Consider the following 19,057-nt stretch of genomic DNA (forward strand, 5'->3'; position numbering starts at 1 on the left):
CAATCGAGCCGAGATAGAATTTGTCCGACGTTCCCCTCCGCGCGCGCACCAGTGGGACGCGTCGGAACGAGAATGATTCGGGGGCTCAGGGCGTAGATCTCATCGGCGAGCACGGGCTTGCGAACCGAAGGGGGGTAAGATGAATCGACACAGAACGACCCGCTCAACTGCGGGGCTTGCGGCAACGTCTGTCCGTGGGGGACGCTGTGCGCGAACGGTCTCTGCGCAGAGTGGTACGAGGTGCTCGACGTCTGCCTCGGGGACAGCGTGAACTGTGGGGGCGACGAGATCGACTGTACGAACATCCTGGACGACGCGGACAACTGCGGCGGGTGCGGCATCCCCTGCCCGGATAACGGGTGGTGCCAGGACGGCGTCTGTGTGGTGGAGACACAAGAGGTCCACTATGACGACTGATCTTGGGGGGCTCACTACGCGGACGATCGCACTCCTCGCGTCGGGGTGGATCGCGGCGGCGTGTGCGTGCGACGGAGGAGGCTCCGCAGACGACAGCGGACCGGACGCCGACGGCGGCACCGACACCGATACGGATTCCGACACGGACTCCGACACGGACTCCGATTCGGATACGGATACCGAGTGGGAGTTCGGTGATCCGGTGCCGTGCGAGAGCGAGCCGCTGCCGGGCGAGCTGTGCGTGCCGGGCGGCAACTACCTGATGGGATGCGTGCCCGGCGACACCGAGTGCGAGGAGAACGAGCTACCCCTGGTCATGGTGACCCACAGCCCGTTCTTGATGGACGAGAAGGAGGCGACCATCGAGGACGTGATCCCGTGGTTGAACGCGATCAAGGATGACCCGGACGTCATCCAGTGGCCTACCGGCCTCACGATGATGATTGGAACGGAGGAAGTACGTTTGTGGGGGCAGCTTTGGGCGTGGGGACTCGTCGACGACGGTGAGTACGTTTCGCCGGTCATTCAGAACGGCGACGGGGACTACGTGTTCGATGAGTCTGCGGAGGTCGACTGCCCCTCACAGGGCGGGGTCCAGACCGCGGCAGGCGGGTTCTCGTGGCTTGGGGCGAAGATATTCTGCGAGCACAAGGGGATGAGGCTACCGACCGAGGCGCAGTGGGAGGCCGCCGCACGGGGGCAGACGTTCAACGAGTTCCCATGCGGGTCGGATCTGCCGGAGTGCTGGTACGGGGTCTACGACTGCTGCACCGAAGGGAGCGATTGCTACGCGACATACGGAGAGCTTTGCCACTGCTGCGCGCCGTTCGAGTCGAGCGTCACCGACTCCTGCATCAGCCCCCTCGGTTTCCTGAATATGTACGGCAACGCCTCCGAGTGGACGGCGGATTACATCAGCGTGGATCACTCCGATTGTATCGGTGGTTGCGTCGACCCACAGCCTGCAGAGGAACCACCGTACGAAGGCGCAGGGCATGTGTACAAAGGGGGAGATATGCGTGGACCTTCACAATCCTGGCTACGGATCTCGATTCGCTGGGACAGCGGCGAAAGCCTAGGAAACGAGTGGACCGGCGTCCGCTGCGTACGTCCGGATGAGCCGGTCTCCCCTCCCGATGCCGGTACCGACAGCGGTGCAGCAGACGGCGGGTTGTAACAACGAATCGCCGAGACCATCTTACGCCCCGACCCCGATCCCCATCCCCTTGAGCGCCTTGACCGCGCAGGCGTCGCCGGACACGATCCTGTCGAAGATCCTCGGGCACGTGGACACGTCGCTGGTCCACCGGGTCTACATTCACTTCTGCGATTTCGATCTCGTCGACGCAGCCGCCAAGATCGATCTGCGTTTAGCGACCAAGGCGACCCAAAAGACGTTGCCAAGGGTAGTTTCGAGGAGAAATGGGTCGAAGCATGAAAACGCTATCAGCCAGTAACGGCGCGGCTTTTATCGCGATCTGTTGTCGTGAGAGATTTTCAGAATGCAATCGACTATAAGTGCGGGGATGGACGAGCGCGAGGACGACACCCGAGATCTGGCGCTGGCTCTCGCCGAGCGGATCCGCTGGGAGGCGGAGCTCGGCGGGATGGGGTACCGCAGGCGATCCCCGTCACCCCGCGCGGAGGGGGCGGCCGAGCGGATCGCCGATCCCGCGGCGGCGCTCGAGCTTTTGCGCGCGGAGATCGGCGACTGCACGCGGTGCAAGCTGCACGAGCAGCGCACGAAGATCGTGTTCGGCGAGGGCGACCCGGGGGCGCGGCTCGTCTTCGTCGGCGAGGGGCCGGGTCGCGACGAGGATCTCAGCGGCCGCCCGTTCGTCGGCGCGGCAGGGCAGCTTCTCACGAAGATCATCGCCGCCATCGGGCTCGACCGGAAGGACGTCTTCATCTGCAACATCGTCAAGTGCCGGCCACCCGGGAACCGGGATCCCGAGCCCGACGAGGTGGCGACGTGCGGCCCGTTCGTGAGGAGGCAGCTCGAGATCATCTCGCCGCGCGTCATCGTCGCGCTCGGCAAGCCGTCGGCGCACTTCCTGCTCGGCACGACGGAGCCGATCTCGGCGCTGCGCGGCAGGTTCCGCGATCTCGACGGCGCGCGCGTGATGCCGACGTTCCATCCGGCGTACCTCCTGCGCAACCAGTCCGCGAAGCGTCCCTTGTGGGAGGACATGAAGCTGGTCCGCGCCGAGCTCGGGCTCGCAGGGGGGCCCCCGCGATGAGCGGCCGCGAGAAGGATCGCCCGCCCGACGACCCGGATCCGCCCGACTTGGAGCTGGAAGAGCTGCCGCCGCTCGACGACGGCGATGTCGTGCCGCCGTCCCTCGACGACCTCGGCGATCTCGTCGGCACGAGCGACGGCGACGACGACGACGACGGTGGGATGGGAGCCTGCGACGCGTCTCTGGAGGCGTTTGACGGGGAGCTGGACGCGTTCGAGGACCCGGCGGCGCCCGACGAGGCCGAGGGAGCGGGCGAACTCGCGTCGGGTGAGGCGTTCGACGAGGAGGACGAGGGGTGGGCGGAAGGCGGCGAGGTGGCCGCGCCGCTCGACGATGCGTGGTTCGACGACGATCTCGACGCAGAGGCGATCGACGACGACGGCGGCGCGGAGGGGCCGATCGAGGATCCGGACGGCGCGCTCGGGGAGGACGAAGAGGGGGACGAGGCCCAGTACCTCGGCCCCGTTCGAGGGCGCGTCTCGAGCGTCGCGTTCGTGGACGGCGCGCTGCTCGCCGCGGGCGACGGGCTGTACCGTGTCGGCGCGGACGGTCTCCTGCACAGGTTCGATGCCGAAGTCGAGATCGATGCCGTGTCGGTGTGCACCGCGGGTGCGGCGGTCTTCCTCGGCACGGAGCGGCGCGGCCTCCTGCGAACCGAGGGCTTCGGCGGCACGGTCGAGCCGGGCGGGACCTGGTTCGACGCCCGGTGCTCTTCCGAGCGCGCGCTGCCTGGGCCGCTTGCCCTCTTCGCCCTGCGCCTCGAGGAGGGGGTCGTGCTCGCGGCGCTCACGGCAAGGGGCGAGCTGCTCGCGAGCGACGACGGGGGCGGCACCTGGCGCGGGCCTTTGACACGGCGGCGCTGTCTCGCCGCGGCAGCGTGGGAGGCGGAGGCGTCGATCCTGGCGCTCGTCGAAGATGCGGACGGGCCGGTCCTGGTCGCGACGTGCGCTCGCGGGGGGACGCAGCGCGCGTGCGCCGGCCGACCTATCGACGCCGCCCGGAGGGCTTCGAAGATCTCGCTCGCGGCGGCGGGCAGCCTGATCGCGGTCGGCTCGGACCTGCCCGGAGCGCCGCTGCGCGTCTCCATGGATCGCGGCGAGAGCTTCTCGGACGCCGCGGCGGTGGCCGGGGTCACCGCGCTGGCGACAGACGCGCGCGAGCCGGGGTGGATCGCCGCGGCGACCTGGGATCCCGGCGCGGGCGTCGGCGCGATCCGCGTCAGCCGCGACGGGGGGAAGGCGTGGCGGACGGCGTTCACGACGGGTCGCGCCGAGGAGCGTGAGGAGCCCGTGTACCGGCCCGGGCGCGTGATCTTCCTCGAGGCGCTCGGGGACGACGTCAGGCTCCTCGTCGCCGCGACCGGCGAGGGCGTGTACTCGGCCCCGCTCCCGGCGGGCGCCGCCGAGCACTGACCGGCCCCAGAAAGTTGGCGGCGCTGCCGAACGCGAATAGAATGGCGGCGTGGACAAGCCGGAAGACAGCCGATCGGATATCTCGTCCGCGACCGTGCGCATCTGCCCCGCTTGCTGCACCGTCAACCCGTCCGGCCCGTCGTCCGCGTGCCCGCACGTCCAGCTCGTCCGGTTCGACGGTCTTCACGCCCCGCTCGAGGCGCTCCTCGCCGAGGTCGCCGCAGCGCGGCGGTCGTACAACGAGCTCAACGCGAAGCTCCGGGCCGCGGTGCTCGAGGCCGTGCGCGAAGGGGCCGCCGAGGTCGAAACTGCCCGGAAGCCGCGGACGGCGGAGGGCGAAGCGGCGCTGGAGGCCCAGGGCCGCGCCGGGCGCCTCCGCCTCGCGCACTCGGAGACCTCCGCCTCGAGCGCGGAGCGCCGCCCCGCAGCGCCGAAGCGCCGCAGGACCGGCGCGCCGCCCGTGGATCCGCGGCAGCTCACGCTCCTCGCGTTCTCCCCGCCCAAGGGTGACGCCTGAAATGATCGTCGTTACCGGCGGACGGATCGTCCGCGGCGCCTTTGTGCATGTCACTCGCTGCGCACGCAGACGCCCGTCGCGTTCATCTCCTTGAGCGTCGCGTCGACGAGCCCGGTCAGGAAGTTGGCCCGCCACATCTTGCTGTCGTTCAGCGCGGTGGAAGACCAGTGGACGGCCTCGGGCGACATGAGATCCAGCTCTTCCGTGCCCGGGTAGATGGCGTCGCAGGCCGTGCTCCCCGAGCAGGTGCTGCAGAAGCCCGTCATGTTCGTGCCGAAGTCGATCGCATCGCAGGTGCCGAGGAGCCCCATCAGCTCGTCCATGGTCGGCAGCCTCGTGCCGCTGGGGCATGCGGCCTCGGCCTCGGCGTAGTCGAACGAGACGGCCTCGCCCCCCTCCCATGCGCAGGCGTCGTCGACGAGGCACTGACCGGCGAGGCACTGCAGCCACGTGATCCCGGTCCCCTCGTCGAAATGCTCCGGGTTCTCGCAGTCGCTCTCGCCGCCGTCCTCTCCCGCGTCGGCGTCGGTGTCGGTGTCCGTGTCCGTGTCGGTTCCGCCATCGCCGTCTACGGGATCGGCGTCGCCGCAGGCCGCGAGCCAGATCGCGGCGATGAAGCAGGGCAAGAGCGTCGTCGCTGTGCGCATGCATCCCTCCTCGGGCGCTCCGATGCTCGGGCGCCCATTGCCGGCGAGCATAACACAGCAGGTCAGAAGCCTCCCCCCGGCCCCTCTCCGGCAGGCGGAGAGGGGAGGCGGACGCCGCCGCGCCGCCGTCGGTTTTACCGTTCCTTGATCATCGGGCTCGAGAGTCCCCGCGCGTTCGGGCCTGGCGCGGACCTTGCACCGGCGGGGGTGACGAAAGGGGCCCGGGGTGAGGCATGCGAAAACGCGAACTGCTCGCGCTGGCACGACAGATGCGAAGTGCGCCGACGCCGTCCGAGGGCGTGTTCTGGCAAGTCGTCCGAAACAGGAAGCTCTGCGGAACCAAGTTTCGCAGACAGCAGATCATCGGCCCTTTCATCGTGGATTTCTTCGCGCCGTCTCACCGTCTCGTTGTGGAGATCGATGACGGCATCCACTTCGGGCAGGAAGAGAGCGACGCCGAACGCGAACGGTTTCTGTACGACTGCGGTCTTCGCGTGCTGCGATTCTCCGCGGATTCCGTTGATCGCGATCTTTCGTCGATGGTCGCACGGGTCACCGAGGCGCTCCGTTCCATCTCCCCTCTCCGCTTGACGGAGAGGGGCCGGGGGTGAGGCTACGGCATGAGCTCGAACGGGTAGTTGACGACGACGCCCCCGCCGCCCTCCGGCGCGGGGAACTTCCACCTCCGGACCGCCGCGAGGATGCACGTCTCGATGATCGTGTCGTTGAAGGTGGACTCGGCGACCTCGGCCGCGGTCACGTTGCCCTTGGAATCGATGACGAACCTGATCACGACGCGGCCGCCGAGGGACGGATCGGATTGGAGCTGCTGCTCGTAGCAGAACCGCACCTCGTTGATGTGGCGACGGACGATCCGGCGGATGACCTCCTTCGACAGCGAGCCTGTGACCACGGCCGCGCCCGCGCGGATCTGGGGCGCCGCGGCGCGCACGCCGTAGCGGTTGCCGCCTCGGCCGTACCCCGCGCCCGAGCCGCTACCCGCGCCGTGGCCGATCGTCCCGAGGCTGCCGAGGCCGATCGATCCGTACCCCGTGCCGCCGCCGCCCTTGCCCGTGCCCGAGATCCCGAGCCCGCCGTGGCCGAAGCTGTCGCCGACCGCGAGGTCGGACACGCCGTCCGGCATCGGCAGCGGCTGCTTCACGGTCACCGTGCGCCCGTCCCCGCGCACGACCTTGTCCACGGCCACGAACGACGTGAACTCCGTGAGCAGGTGGTGCTCGATCCCGAGCGCCGTGATCTCCGCCTCGAGATCCGCGTCCTGCGAGGCCCTGTACCTGTCGCCGAGGAGGCGGATCCGCGCGCGCGCCCAGTACAGCCGAGCCGCGTCGCCAGCGGGGATCTTCCGCGCCTTCGCGAGGTCGATCACCCTCGACCACGGCCCCTCGGGCGTGATCCCCGTGATGGTGACCCTCCCCGCGAGCCGCCCCCTGATCTTGCCCGCGATCACGATCGGCCGCTCCGCGAAGAGGTCGGGCGCGCGCTCGGGCTCGAGGTCGTACGCGTCGACCCCATCGAACCGGGCCTCGATGCCGGCGAGCAGCGGCGACGAGACGTAGCGGGCGAACCGCTTGGAGGCCGCCGCGGCCTCCGCCGGCTTGGTGACGACGAACGGCTCCCCGTCCCCCGCCCGCGCGAGGCTCTCGATGAGCTCGCGGTTGACGCCCGCGCCGATGCCGAAGGCGAACAGGTTGGCGTCGCCCAGCCGCTTGCGCGTGAGCGTGAACACCTCGTCCTCGACGCCGACGTACCCGTCCGTCGCGACGACGACCGTGCGCGAGGTCGCCGGGAAGCGGGGCAGCGCGTAGGCCCGCTTCAGGGCGGGGAGGAGCTCGGTGCCGCCGCCGCCCTGCTGCTCGTCGATGAAGCGCAGGGCCCTCGCGACGTTGCCGGCCGTTGCCGGGAGCGAGCTCTCGGAGAGCACGTCGCTGCCGCCGGCGAACAGGAGGACGTTGAACGCGTCGTCGCGGTCGAGCCCCTTGAGGAGGCGCTTGAGGAGCGCCTTCGACGTGTCGAGCGGGAAGCCGCTCATCGAGCCCGAGACGTCGACGATGAAGACGTACTCCCGCCGCAGGACGTCCGCCGCCTCGGTGCGGGCGGGCGGCTCCAGCGCCAGCAGGAAGTAGCTCTCGTGATCGCCCAAAGAGAGGAGCAGCCCGGTCTCGATCGCGTCGCCTGCGAGGCGGTAGCGGAGGATGAAGTCCCGCCGCTTGCGCTCCTCGCCCGGTTCGAGCGCGATCTCGGCGTCGCCAGGATCCGGGTAGGTCACGGCGATCCTGTGGCTCGGGCTCGTCACCGACGCGAGCGGCACGCCGCCGTGGACGAACGCGCGGATCTCGAGCCCCGCGGGATCGGGCTGGCCGGCGTGCAGGTACGGCGTCTCGACGAACGCGTCCCGCGCCCCGGCCGAGCCGCGCGGCGTGTTCGAGTACCGCGGCCCGACCACGGTCGGGAACACGAGCTCGTAGGTCTTCTCCTCGGGCACGAGGATCTCCGTGTAGGAGAGCTCCACCTTGATCTCGTCGCCCGGCCGGATGTTGGCGAGGTTCATCTGCATCACGTTCGGGCGCTGCTGCTCGAGGAGCGACGCGGTCTTCCCCTCGTCGCGGGCCTCCTCGTACTCCTCGCGGGCCTTCGCGCGCTCGCGAACGTCGGCCTCGATAACGCGGTCGCCGACGGTCATGCGCATCGAGTGCACCGCCGCCCGCGTCGACATGGGGAAGACGTAGATCGCCTCGAGCGTCCGCTCGCCGTCGTTGCGGTAGACCTGCGTGACGTCGACCTCGGCGATCGCGGCGGCGACCTCGATGTCCACCTCGGTCCGCTCGAGCGGGAGCCTGTCGAGGTGCGGATCGTCGCTGAGCACGAAGAAGTACGGGGACAAAGTCTCGTCCTCCCTGCCGGTCGGGATGCTCGCGGCCGCGGCCGCGAGGTACGCGTCGCGCCGTTCGGATCTGTCGGCGCGCGCGGCGCCGCACAGAAGGAGCCCAACGAGGGTCGCAACGAGTGCGATGAGGAACACGGAAACGCGCCGCATGCGGGGACCTCCCTTTCTCTCCGGGCGCGATCCGAGACGGATCATCCGCGTCCGGGTTTGACGGCATCTGCGCGCGCTTCCAACGGGGCCCAACGGCGATAGACAGCGCAGAGCGGAAGAAGTTCCGAGGTGGGTCAGCTCCGGATCGGCCCGAGGTGCGTCACGTACCAGCGATCACCCCAGTTGATGAGCACCGTGATGTCGAAGCGGCGCGTGCGATCGCCCGACGCGGCGGTGACCCGGTTGCCGCGGCACGACCAGTAGGGCAGGGAGTTGCCCTCGGTCTCCTTCTCTTGCCACCTGCACCGGCCGAGCTCGAGCGACCGGAACCGCCAGGACGGATCCGCGAAGCGCTCGTGCTCCGCGAGGATGTCCTGCTCGTACCAGAGCACGAGCTTGCGGTGGTAGCGCCCGGGGGAGGCGATAGCCTTCACGAGATCGAACGCGTCCGCCGGGAAGAAGAAGCCCTTCGCGAGCGCGGGCTCGCGCGCCACGATGGCGGCGAGCAGCCTGCGGGCCCCCTCCTCGGCCGTCGCGGCCGCCGGCGGCGCGCCCTTGACGCAGTTCTCGATCGGGACGAGCGGGGTGGCCGGCGGCGCGGCCCCGTCGGCGAGCAAGACGAGCGGCGCGAAGAGCAGGACGAGCGGCGCGGCGACCCGGGCGGTGCGCACGCGGGACCTCAGCGCTCCTCGGCCTTGAGCTGCGGTTTGCGCGCGGCCGCGGTCTCGTCGAGCCGCCCGAGCCGCGTGCGGGTCGGCGCCTTGTGCATCGAATCGGGATCGGTCTTCGACATCTGCGCGATCTCGATCAGGGCGCGCGCGAACTCCTCGACCGACTCGCGCGTCTCGCTCTCGGTCGGCTCGCACATGAGCGCGCCCTTGACGACGAGCGGGAAGTAGATGGTCGGCGGATGGAAGCCGCGATCGATGAGCGCCTTCGCGACGTCGAGGGTGGAGACGCCGGTCTCCTTGAGCAGATCGCGATCGCACGCGACCACCTCGTGCATGCAGCGCCCGTTCCCGTAGGGCACGTGGTAGTGATCCTTGATGAGCTGCAGCAGGTAGTTGGCGTTCAGCACCGCCATCCGCGACGAGTCGGCGAGGCCCCGCGCGCCGAGCTCGCGGACGTACGCGTAGGCGCGGACCATGACGCCGAAGTTGCCGTAGAACGAGCGCACCCTCCCTATCGACTCCGGGAAGTCCTCGGACAGGACGAACGTCCCGTCCTCGCAGAGAACCGGGCGCGGCGTGGGCAGGTAGGGCGCGAGCGCCTTCGTGACGCCGATCGGGCCAGAGCCCGGGCCGCCGCCGCCGTGCGGCGTGGAGAACGTCTTGTGCAGGTTGAACTGCATCGCGTCGACGCCGAAGTCGCCGGGCCGCCCGGCGCCCATGATCGCGTTCAGGTTGGCGCCGTCTCCGAACACGAGGCCGCCCTTCCCGTGGACGATCTCCGCGATCTCCTTGATGTTGCGCTCGAACAGCCCGAGCGTGTTCGGGTTGGTGAGCATGAGCGCCGCGACGTCGCCGTCCATCTTCTCCGCGACCGAGCGCGGATCGAGGGTGCCGTCCTCCGAGGACGCGACCGGCTCGACCGCGTAGCCGTTGAGCGCGCTCGACGCCGGGTTCGTGCCGTGCGCCGTGTCCGGGATGAGCACCTTCTTGCGCGGGTCGCCGCGAAGGGTGAGCGCCTTGCGGATCACCATCATCGCCGCGAGCTCGCCGTGCGCGCCGGCGGACGGCTGCAGGGACACCGCGCCCATCCCCGAGATCTCCGCGAGCGCCGCCTCGAGCTCGTACACGAGCCGGATGGCGCCCTGCGCGAGCCGCGCGGGGGTGTACGGGTGGAGCCGGGCGAACCCGGGGAGGCGCGCGGCCCACTCGTTGATCTTCGGGTTGTACTTCATCGTGCACGACCCGAGCGGGTAGAACTGGTGATCGACGCTGAAGTTCCAGGTCGACAGCCGCGTGAAATGCCGCACGACCTCGGGCTCGCTCACCTCGGGGAGCGCCGCGGCCCGCTCGCGGACGAGCTCCTTCGGGTAGAGCTTCGCGGGATCGATCTCGGGCACGTCGAGCTTCGAGAGGCTCGCTCCGCTGCGCCCTTCGCTGCCGCGATCGAATATCAGCGGCTCGTTGAAACCCACCGTCTTCGTGCCCGGATGCCTCGTCATGCGCCACCTCGAAGGGTTCGGTTTGCGTTCGCCCGCAACGGTCTAGCACACCGAATTGTGCCCTTCAAGCGGGCGCGGGGCGCGCCGTCACTCGGCGGTCGGCGGGACGCAGGACGAATCGATCTCGAGGCGGAACACCCCGAACAGCGCCTCGTACGACACGGGGGAGGTGCAGCCGTCGTCGCCGGGCGGGCAGACCTCCATGGCGGGCCGCATGACGCGCGCCTCGACGAGGCCGTTCTCCATGAGCGAGATGACCACGGTGGCCGGGACGCCGTCCGACGCGATGACGTTCAGGAGGTAGTTGCGCACGCGGCCGCCCGGGAACTGGAACTGCGACAGGGAGTCGTGCGCGAGCTCCGGCATCTGCCCGATGGAGGCGGCGTCGAACCGGCCGTCGCTCGACCACATGACCCCCGCCGGACCCCGGCCGTCGGCCAGCGCCGCCGTGTCGAAGGTCATCGCAAGGCGCGTGTCCTCCTCGAAGCCGGTCCGCACGAACGACGCGTTCACCACCTGGCCGCGGTAGCACTCGCCCGGCTGCGTCGTGAAAGAGCCGACGTCCATGCAGGACGCGCAGAGGAGCGCAGCGGGGAGCAGGGCGCGTTTCATGCGTCGACTCTACCGCCGCCCGCGCGGCCGGGCAACAGCCGCGGTGAAGAGCGTCGGCGAAGAGCGTCTTGTCGCGATAGGCGCGCGGGGCTACAGTCCCGCCCATGACCGCGGCCAGAATCCTCGTCATCCACCGCGAGTCCGCGTACTCCGAGGTCGCCACGGACGGCGCGCTCGGGCGCGTCAAGGGGCTGCTCGACCGCCGGGATCCGCTGGTCGCGGATATCGTCCGCGCCCACGAGCGCCACGCGGCGTCGATGGAGCGAATCCGGCGCGAGATAGGCTCGCGCGACGTCGACGCGACCTGGCGCCACGACTGGAGCGACCTCGATCCCGCGGATTTCGATCTCGTGATCACGGTCGGGGGCGACGGCACGGTGCTGCGCGCGTCGCACTCCATCGGGGACACGCCGGTGCTCGCGATCAACTCGTCGCCGGAGACGTCCCGCGGCTACCTCACCGCCGGCGGCGCGGCGGCTCTCGGCGGGCTCCTCGACGCCTTCATCGGCGGCGCCCTCGAGGCGACGTCGCTCTACAGGATGGAGGTGCGGGTGAACGGGAGCGTGATCGACGCACGCGTGCTCAACGACGCGTTGTTCTCTCACCTCTGCCCGGCCTCAACGACGCGGTACGAGCTCCAAGTCGGCGACGCGCGGGAGGAGCAGCTCTCGTCGGGCGTTTGGGTGTGCACGGCGGCGGGCTCGACCGCGGTCGTGCGGGCGGCGGGCGGCAAGGAGATGCGCCCCGGCTCGCGGCGCCTGCAGTTCATCGTCCGGGAGCCGGGCCCTCTGTGCGGGCCGGGCGGCATGAGCCTGCCCGGGTTGGCGAGAGGGTTCGCCGGGAGCGACTGCCCGATCTCGATTCGATCCAAGACCTCGGCGGCGCGGCTGTACCTGGACGGCCCGCACCTCGTGCACCGAATCGATTTCGGCGACGTCGTCGAGTTCCACGGTGCGGCCTGTCCGCTGCGGCTCCTCGGCTACCGCGCACAAAAAAATCCTTGATCCGACGGCACTTCCAGGTAATATGCCGTCCCTGCTTTCCCCGGAGCGGTTTCCGGGAGATGTGGAAGGACGAACCCATGTACGCGGTGATCGCCACAGGCGGAAAACAGTACCGGATCAGCGAGGGCGGCTCGGTTCGCGTCGAGAAGCTCAAGGGCGCGGCCGGCGACAAGATCGTGTTCGACCAGGTGCTGATGGTCGGCGAGGGCGCGAGCGCGAAGATCGGCACCCCGGTGGTGAAGAAGGCCACGGTGGAGGCCGAGATCACGGAGCAGGCGCGGGCCCGCAAGATCATCGTCTTCAAAATGAAACACCGCAAGATGCTCCGTCGAGTTCACGGGCATCGGCAGCCCTACACGGAGCTGCGCATCACCAAGATCAACGCCTAGGAGCTCACCATGGCACACAAGAAGGGACAGGGCTCGTCGAGGAACGGTCGGGACACCGACGGGAAGCGGCTCGGCATCAAGAAGTTCGCCGGGCAGCACGTCATCCCGGGCAACATCATCGTGCGCCAGCGCGGCACGACGTTCCACGCAGGGCGCGGCGCCGGCCTCGGGCGCGACTACACCGTCTTCGCGATCGACGAAGGGGTCGTCGCGTTCGTGAAGCGCCAGAACCGCTGCTACATCGAGATCGTCTCCGCCGGCGCCTGATGCGGCGACGCGGCGATGTCCGTCACGCCTGAAATCTATTTGGACAACGCGGCGACGACGAGGCCCTGGCCTGCGGCGATCGCGTCCGTGGACGCGATGCTCGCCGACGGCTACGGCAACGCCTCGTCGTTGCACCGCAGGGGCGCGGCGGCGGCGCGCGCGGTCGGAAAGGCGGAAGGTGTCCTCGCGGCGCTCGTCGGCGGCGGCGCCTGGAAGGTGCTGTTCACCTCCGGGGGCACCGAGTCGGACGTGACGGCGGTGCTCGGGACCGTGCCCCGCGGCAAGCGCGACGCGCTCGTCACGACCACGGTGGAGCACGCGGCGATCGCGGAGGCGGGGAGGCGGCTCGGCGCGGCCGGGGCGCGGTGCGTGGAGATCGGCGCCGGCCCGAGCGGAGTCGTGGATCCGGCCGCGGTGGCGGAGGCGGTCGACGACCGGACGGCGCTCGTCTCCGTCACGCACGTCGCGAACGAGATGGGCACGGTCCAGCCGGTCGCCGAGATCGCCGCGCGCGTCAAGGCCAAGGCGCCGCGCTGCCGCGTTCACGTCGACGCGGTCCAAGCCGCCGCGCAGTGCGCGCGCCTCGAGTATCCGCTCGCGGTCGACATGGTGTCGCTCTCGGCCCACAAGATCCACGGCCCGCAGGGCGTCGGCGCGCTCCTGCTCCGGCCGGACGTGTCGATCCGCCCCCTGCTCGCGGGCGGCGATCAGCACGGCGGCCTGCGGCCCGGGACGCTCAACGCCCCGGGGATCGCGGGGTTCGCCGCGGCCGCCGGCGCGATCGCCTGTCGGCGGAGCGCTGCGGTCCCGGCAATGGCCGCCCTCGCAGATCGGTTGTCGCTCGGCCTGTGCGGCGCCGCGTCCGGGGTCCGGCCGCTCGGGGCGAAGGAGGCGCGCGCGCCGGGGATCGTCGTGATCGCCGTCGCCGCCGTTCGCCCCGAGGTGCTGCTCCACGCGCTGGAGACGCGCGGCGTGCTCGCGTCGTCGGGCGCGGCGTGCCACTCCCGCCGCAGGGAACCGCCGCGGTGCCTGCGCGACGCGGGGCTGCGGGCCGGTGAGGGGTCGATCCGTTTCAGCCTCAGCTACGATACGACCGCTGAAGAGGTGGAGGGCGCCGTGGCCGCGTTCGCCGCGGTGGTCGAGGCCGTGCGCGCTGGTCACGCGGGGGACGTCTGATGGAGCTCTCGAGCTACAGGGGACCCGCTGTCGTGCTGCGGATCGGCGAGCTGTTCCTCAAGCGCGGCAACCGGCGCTCGTTCGAGGACGCGCTCGAGCGGAACCTGCGCCGCGCCCTGGCGGGCCGCGACGACGTGCGCCTCGCCCGCGCGCACGGGCGGATGTTCGTGCTCGGCGCCGCGGACGAGGATCTGCTCGCGCGGCTGCGCTGGGTGTTCGGGTTGTCGTCCTTGTCGCCGGCGACCCTCTGCGACAAGCGGCTCGACGCGCTCACCGCGAGCGCCCTCGAGTTGTCGGCGGCCATCGCGGTGCGCCCGGGGGACAGGTTCCGGGTCGTCGCACGGCGGGCGGACAAGAGCTTCCCCGCCGACTCCTGCGAGATCGGCCGGGTCGTCGGCGCCGCGATCGCGGAGCGCACGGGTCTCGCGGTGGATCTCGAGGAGCCCGATGTCCGCGTCGGCGTCGAGGTGGGGCCGGAGTGGGCCTTCGTCTGGTCCGGGGAGCGCCCCGGCGGCGGCGGCCTGCCGGTCGGGATCTCGGGGCGCGCGGCGCTCCTGCTCTCGGGCGGCATCGACTCCCCGGTCGCCGGGCACCTCCTCCAGAAGCGCGGGCTCGAGCTCGCGTGCGTCTATTTCCACGCCCCTCCGTACACCGGCGACGGCGCGCGGGAGAAGGTGATCGACCTCGCGAGGGCGCTCGCGGCGCGGCAGGACGGGCTCCTGCTCTTCGTCGTGCCGTTCGCCCGGATCCAGGAGCGGTTCCGGGACGGCCCGGACCCCTCGTACCTCGTCCTCCTCTACCGGCGCGCCATGGTGCGCATCGCCGAGCGCATCGCCGCGGCGCAGAAGATCGGCGCCCTGGCCACGGGCGAGAGCCTCGGCCAAGTGGCGAGCCAGACGCTGACCAACCTCGGCGTGATCGAGGACGCGGCGACGATGCCGATCCTGCGGCCGCTCGTAGGGTTCGACAAGGCGGAGACCATCGAGATCGCGCGCCGGATCGGGACCTACGAGGTCTCCATCCGCGCCCACGAGGACTGCTGCACGCTGTTCGTGCCGCGCCACCCCCAGACGAAGGGCTCGATCGCGCGGGCGCGGCGCCTCGAGGAGGAGGCCGCGCTCGGGTCGGCGCTCGACGAGGCGGCGACCGCGGCGGAGCGGATTGTCCTGTGATCCGCACGCCCGGCGCGGCGAGCGCCGGGAGAGGGAGGTGCACGCGATGAGGAGGCTTCTCGGTTTCGGTGTGCTCTGCGCCGCCGCGCTCGTCGTCGCGGCGGGAGCGAGCTCTTGCCGGTGCTCCGAGGACAACGGCGAGGAGGCGCGCCTCAGGAAGACGGTCGACGTCGCGCCGGTGCACCTCTACGTCGGCGCGAAGAACGCGGTCGCGCGCGGGGCGAGCGACGCGGATCTCGAGGCGATCCGGCGGTTCGTCGTCGACTACGTCGCGGCCGACCGCAAGGGGGGCGCCGCACCGCCGCCGCGCCTGAGCCTCGGGCAGCTCGCGAGCGCGGCCAAGGCGCTCGTCAGGATGCGCGCGGACGGTGCCGCGATCGTGCGGTCCGACGACGAGACCGGCGCGGTCCCGCTCCTGCCGCAGATCCTGCCGGGCGATGCCTCGATCGCGGGAGTCACGACGAACGGTGAGCACGCGCTGTTCCTCGTCGTCCTCTTCGCGCTGAAGGTCTACCCGGAGAGCCCGGCGCCCGTGCCCGAGGAGATCCTGTTGTACGAGGCGTGGCGCACGAAGCCCGACGCCCTCGCGCTCCCGGGCGCGGCGGAGGTGACGCACGCGATCCGGGCGGTCGTGTTCGGCAGCAACGACTTCTGCGATCTCGCCGCGGCGGACGCCGAGCGCCTCGCGGAAGGGGCGTACGACTCCCGCGAGCTCGCGTCGGTGCTCGCCCTCCTTCCGGCGCGGCCCGGCGGCGAAGGCGCGCCCCCCGACGCGGCGACGGTCGGGAGGATCGCGTCGGTGCTCGAGGGGCTCGCGGAAGGCGCCGTCGCGATCTGCTACTCCAAGCGCCGCGACGGCGAGCGGACGGGCGCGGCGACCCGCCGCTTTGTCGACGCGATCCGCAGGACCGGGACGGACTCGGACGAGCTGGTCCTCCTGTCGGCTTTCGCGAGCTGCGCCGAGGGGGAAGGGGAGGCGGGCGCCGCGGAGCTTGCTCGATTCGCGCAACGACCGGGCGCGGCGGCGCGCGCGGCCGAGATCGCCGCGTTGACGGAGTACTGCCGTCGCATGGAAGGTGACCCCTCCGCCGTCTTCCGGAAGCTCAACCTCGCCTCTCTCGCGCTCCAGGTCGGCGCCTCGGAGATCCAGCGCACGGGGCTGCACGAGCGCGCCGAGGAGCTCTCCGTGTACCGCGCGATCCGCGCCGTAGAGCGCGCCGTGTCCACGCTGCTCGCCGCGAAGGATGTCGCGGGCGCCGTCCAGGGCCTCGGCGGCGCCGCGCGCGGGCTCCTCGATTGACCCGAGAGCGCTACTCGGGAACCGCCGATTCGTCGATGTGCACGGGGCCGATGACCTCGATGTCTCCCTGCGTGTGCTTCGTGGCGCCGTCGACGGGCTGTGTTTTCGGGTCCGGCTCCGCGAACAGGAGGAGGTAGGTCAGGTACCCCATGATGAGGAGCATGATCAGCACGAGCGAGAGCACCGCGATCCGGACGCCGACGAGGCTCAGCCCGCCGAAGGTGCGCCGTCTCCCGCGCAGCGCGATCGCGAGCGCCACCTGCTTCTCGAAGTGCTCCGGCGGCGCCATGACGCGGAGCCCGGAGACCTCCTCCATGGTCCTGCGGTACGAATCCCATTCCGCGGCGCACCCGGGGCACGCGGCGAGGTGCTCCTCCAGGGATCGACGATCGCCTTCGGAGAGCTCCCCGTCGTGATATCCCGTGAAACAGGCTCTTGCGCTTTCGTGATCCATGTTCACCTCAGGTACGGGGCCAGGCGCTCCTTGAGCGCCATGCGCGCTCGGTGCAGCCTGCTCTTGACCGTACCCGCCGGTAGCCCTGTGATTTCGGAGATGCTCTCGTAGGACATGTTCTGGACGTCCCGCAGCACCAGGATGACGCGTTGTTCTTCGTCGAGCGCCGTGATCGCGTCCTGTATCAGGCGCTCCATCTGCAGCCCTTCGGCCATCTCGTCGGGCCGCGAGACCTGGGACGACGTGCTCATCGTCCCCGATCGGACGACGTCGTGCTCGACGGTTTCGTCGAACGGCTGGCGATCGCGGTCGCGCCGCCGGCCGAGGTACTTCCGCCGGTTCATGCAGAGGTTGTAGGCGATGCGGTAGATCCATGTGGTGAGCGGAGACTCGCCTCGGAAGAGCTCGATCTTCCTGTAGACGGTGATGAAGACCTCTTGGGCGAGATCCTCGGCCTCCTCGCGTACGCCGGTCATGCGGTAGAGAAGGTTGAAGATCGGCGTCTTGAACTTGGCGATCAGCTGTTCGAAGGCGTGCTTGTCGCGCGCCTTGAGGGATTGCACGAAGAGGGTTTCGTCGCTCAGGCTCAAGGGTTCCTTCTTCGGATAGAAGCTAGCACGGAACGTCGGCAAAAAAAAAGTCGCCCCACGTCATGTTTCGACCGCCGGGAACTTTTAGTTCGGTGCGGTGTCGGATCCTGCGAAGACGCGGTCGGAGGTTCGAATCGGCCGAAGGAAACGCGGTTTTCGACGGGTTTCGAAGTGGGGTGGATGTCGTTGAAAGAAAATAGAAAATGTGGCCGTCAACTCAGAGAGCGGCGATTTTGAGGCGAGCGGTTTTTATGATCTTCACAATGGTACGAAAGTGTTGTTTTATAGTGCGGCTCCGCGGCATGGGCTGGACGCGCCACGGCGCTGCGAGGTTGACTCGGTCCCTTCAGGGTAGCACCGCGATTCGCGGTGAAAAAGCGCGGCGATTTCAGGCGCCGTGACAGGACAGGAAGAGATCATGAGCGCACTCTCCATTCAATTCAAGGTCTCGAAGGGCGGCACCGTGCTCCGCGAGGTGACCCTGAGCCAGGACGTCATCAAGATCGGGCGCATGGCGACGAGCCACCTCCAGGTCGACGACGAGCTCGTCTCGCGCATGCACGCCGTCATCGAGGTCGGCGGCCCGGGGCAGGTCTTCATCTTCGACCTCGGCAGCGCGACCGGGACGCTCGTGAACGGCAAGAAGGTGAACAAGGCGCCGCTGAACAGCGGCGACGTCATCACGCTCGGCGGCGTCGAGGTCGCCGTGACGTTCGAGGCGGCCGCGGACGCGGCGCAGGACGCGGCGCCGGCCGCGATGCCCAGCTACCCGCCTGCGGCGGCGATGCCGCCCGGGTTCGGCGCGCCCGCAGGGATCGCGATGCCGCCCATGATGGCTCCCTACGGCGGCGCGGCGCCGGTCCGAAAGATCGTGACGCGTCCCGCGGTCATGATCGATCCCGCCACCATGGAGGACGTGTCCCGCTACGCGACGGAGGTGATCGCGATCTGGAAGGACACGGTCATCCTCGTGAACGTGTACAAGGCCGACGCCAAGAAGGTCACGAACTTCTGCATCGGCGAGGACGCGTCCTGCGATTTCCCGATCGCGCCCGAGCAGCTCGGCGGCCAGACCAAGCTTCCGCTGGTGGTCAACCAGGCCGGCGGCGGAGCCACCATCAACTTCCCGACGAAGGCAAACGGTGACGTCACCTTCGAGGATGGCCGCCGCATACCGCTCGCCGAGCTCGTGAGCACCGGGCAGGCTCACCCGAGCGGCGAGGCGTCCGGATGTCACAGCCTCCAGCTGCCGCCGCGCGGCCGCGTGAAGGTCGATGTCGGCGACTTCACGTTCCTCGTCAATTCGGTCCCCAACCCGCGGAAGCTCGTGGCGCCGATCACGTTCGATTGGGGCAACCAGCTCTTCCTGGGCGCGTCGGCCCTGCTCCACGTCCTGCTCATCTTCCTGGCGTTCTTCGACGTGCCGGATCTCCTGGGCATGTCGCTCGACTTCCTCGATGACGCCAACCGCGGCGTGAAGTACGCGCCGCTCGAGCTCGAGAAGAAGAAGCTCGAAGAGGACAAGAAGAAGGACGACGAGGGCGGACAGGGCAAGAAGCACAAGGACGAAGAAGGCCAGATGGGCAAGCGGGACGCGCAGAAGACCAACAACCGCTACGCCATCAAGGGTCCTGC

20 protein-coding genes are annotated in these 19,057 nt (G+C 69.8%); 13 read left to right on the forward strand and 7 right to left on the reverse strand.

Annotated features, from left to right (window positions below):
• Positions 1 to 240: 240 nt before the first annotated feature.
• The 5 genes from M0R80_24470 to M0R80_24490 all read left to right on the forward strand — a co-directional run bounded on the left by M0R80_24470 (position 241) and on the right by M0R80_24490 (position 4,586).
• A complete protein-coding gene (locus M0R80_24470; protein MCK9462789.1) occupies positions 241 to 417 on the forward strand; it encodes a hypothetical protein in 177 nt (58 codons plus the stop codon).
• Positions 407 to 1,594: a formylglycine-generating enzyme family protein gene (locus M0R80_24475; protein MCK9462790.1), complete on the forward strand. Its 1,188-nt coding sequence runs from the start codon at positions 407 to 409 to the stop codon at positions 1,592 to 1,594. The genes M0R80_24470 and M0R80_24475 overlap by 11 nt, the downstream gene beginning before the upstream one ends.
• A gap of 349 nt (positions 1,595 to 1,943) precedes the next feature.
• Entirely contained in the window at positions 1,944 to 2,657 is a 714-nt protein-coding gene (locus M0R80_24480; GenBank protein ID MCK9462791.1) for a uracil-DNA glycosylase, read from the forward strand.
• A complete protein-coding gene (locus tag M0R80_24485) occupies positions 2,654 to 4,069 on the forward strand; it encodes a hypothetical protein (protein ID MCK9462792.1) in 1,416 nt (471 codons plus the stop codon). The genes M0R80_24480 and M0R80_24485 overlap by 4 nt, the downstream gene beginning before the upstream one ends.
• 49 nt (positions 4,070 to 4,118) lie before the next feature.
• On the forward strand, positions 4,119 to 4,586 hold the full coding sequence (locus tag M0R80_24490; GenBank protein MCK9462793.1) for a hypothetical protein: 468 nt from the start codon (positions 4,119 to 4,121) through the stop codon (positions 4,584 to 4,586).
• Between the two features lie 50 nt (positions 4,587 to 4,636).
• On the opposite strand, the gene M0R80_24495 is transcribed toward M0R80_24490, so the two are convergent.
• Positions 4,637 to 5,233 (reverse strand): DUF1566 domain-containing protein, encoded by a 597-nt coding sequence (locus tag M0R80_24495; GenBank protein MCK9462794.1) that lies wholly within the window; start codon positions 5,231 to 5,233, stop codon positions 4,637 to 4,639.
• Positions 5,234 to 5,466: 233 nt separating this feature from the next.
• On the opposite strand from M0R80_24495, the gene M0R80_24500 reads away from it, so the two are divergent.
• Positions 5,467 to 5,844: a DUF559 domain-containing protein gene (locus tag M0R80_24500; GenBank protein ID MCK9462795.1), complete on the forward strand. Its 378-nt coding sequence runs from the start codon at positions 5,467 to 5,469 to the stop codon at positions 5,842 to 5,844.
• A 2-nt stretch (positions 5,845 to 5,846) separates the two neighbouring features.
• Here the strand turns inward: M0R80_24500 and M0R80_24505 are convergent, their stop codons facing one another.
• The 4 genes from M0R80_24505 to M0R80_24520 all read right to left on the reverse strand — a co-directional run bounded on the left by M0R80_24505 (position 5,847) and on the right by M0R80_24520 (position 11,070).
• Positions 5,847 to 8,288 carry a TonB family protein gene (locus M0R80_24505; protein MCK9462796.1) on the reverse strand — a complete coding sequence of 814 codons (2,442 nt, stop codon included), beginning with the start codon at positions 8,286 to 8,288 and terminating at the stop codon, positions 5,847 to 5,849.
• Positions 8,289 to 8,422: 134 nt separating this feature from the next.
• Entirely contained in the window at positions 8,423 to 8,959 is a 537-nt protein-coding gene (locus M0R80_24510; protein ID MCK9462797.1) for a hypothetical protein, read from the reverse strand.
• Between the two features lie 8 nt (positions 8,960 to 8,967).
• Positions 8,968 to 10,458 (reverse strand): aminomethyl-transferring glycine dehydrogenase subunit GcvPB, encoded by a 1,491-nt coding sequence (gene gcvPB, locus M0R80_24515; protein ID MCK9462798.1) that lies wholly within the window; start codon positions 10,456 to 10,458, stop codon positions 8,968 to 8,970.
• Between the two features lie 87 nt (positions 10,459 to 10,545).
• On the reverse strand, positions 10,546 to 11,070 hold the full coding sequence (locus tag M0R80_24520) for a hypothetical protein (GenBank protein ID MCK9462799.1): 525 nt from the start codon (positions 11,068 to 11,070) through the stop codon (positions 10,546 to 10,548).
• A gap of 104 nt (positions 11,071 to 11,174) precedes the next feature.
• On the opposite strand from M0R80_24520, the gene M0R80_24525 reads away from it, so the two are divergent.
• The 6 genes from M0R80_24525 to M0R80_24550 all read left to right on the forward strand — a co-directional run bounded on the left by M0R80_24525 (position 11,175) and on the right by M0R80_24550 (position 16,378).
• Positions 11,175 to 12,074 carry an NAD(+)/NADH kinase gene (locus M0R80_24525; GenBank protein MCK9462800.1) on the forward strand — a complete coding sequence of 300 codons (900 nt, stop codon included), beginning with the start codon at positions 11,175 to 11,177 and terminating at the stop codon, positions 12,072 to 12,074.
• A gap of 77 nt (positions 12,075 to 12,151) precedes the next feature.
• Complete coding sequence (rplU, locus tag M0R80_24530; GenBank protein MCK9462801.1) at positions 12,152 to 12,463, forward strand: 50S ribosomal protein L21; 312 nt, start codon at positions 12,152 to 12,154, stop codon at positions 12,461 to 12,463.
• A gap of 9 nt (positions 12,464 to 12,472) precedes the next feature.
• Positions 12,473 to 12,730, forward strand: a complete 258-nt coding sequence (gene rpmA / locus M0R80_24535) for a 50S ribosomal protein L27 (GenBank protein MCK9462802.1) — start codon at positions 12,473 to 12,475, stop codon at positions 12,728 to 12,730.
• A 15-nt stretch (positions 12,731 to 12,745) separates the two neighbouring features.
• On the forward strand, positions 12,746 to 13,906 hold the full coding sequence (locus tag M0R80_24540) for an aminotransferase class V-fold PLP-dependent enzyme (GenBank protein MCK9462803.1): 1,161 nt from the start codon (positions 12,746 to 12,748) through the stop codon (positions 13,904 to 13,906).
• Entirely contained in the window at positions 13,906 to 15,078 is a 1,173-nt protein-coding gene (gene thiI / locus M0R80_24545; GenBank protein ID MCK9462804.1) for a tRNA 4-thiouridine(8) synthase ThiI, read from the forward strand. Before M0R80_24540 ends, thiI begins: the two co-directional genes overlap by 1 nt.
• Positions 15,079 to 15,124: 46 nt before the next feature.
• The gene (locus tag M0R80_24550) at positions 15,125 to 16,378 is read left to right on the forward strand and encodes a hypothetical protein (GenBank protein ID MCK9462805.1); all 1,254 of its coding nucleotides are present in this window, start codon (positions 15,125 to 15,127) and stop codon (positions 16,376 to 16,378) included.
• Positions 16,379 to 16,388: 10 nt separating this feature from the next.
• Here the strand turns inward: M0R80_24550 and M0R80_24555 are convergent, their stop codons facing one another.
• A complete protein-coding gene (locus M0R80_24555) occupies positions 16,389 to 16,832 on the reverse strand; it encodes a zf-HC2 domain-containing protein (protein MCK9462806.1) in 444 nt (147 codons plus the stop codon).
• Between the two features lie 2 nt (positions 16,833 to 16,834).
• Complete coding sequence (locus M0R80_24560) at positions 16,835 to 17,422, reverse strand: sigma-70 family RNA polymerase sigma factor (GenBank protein ID MCK9462807.1); 588 nt, start codon at positions 17,420 to 17,422, stop codon at positions 16,835 to 16,837.
• Positions 17,423 to 17,840: 418 nt separating this feature from the next.
• Between M0R80_24560 and M0R80_24565 the strand changes: the two genes are divergently transcribed.
• A partial coding sequence (locus M0R80_24565; GenBank protein MCK9462808.1) for an FHA domain-containing protein occupies positions 17,841 to 19,057 on the forward strand: 1,217 nt, incomplete at its 3' end.

The sequence above is a fragment of the Pseudomonadota bacterium genome (assembly GCA_023229365.1).
GTDB lineage: Bacteria > Myxococcota_A > Polyangia > JAAYKL01 > JAAYKL01 > JALNZK01.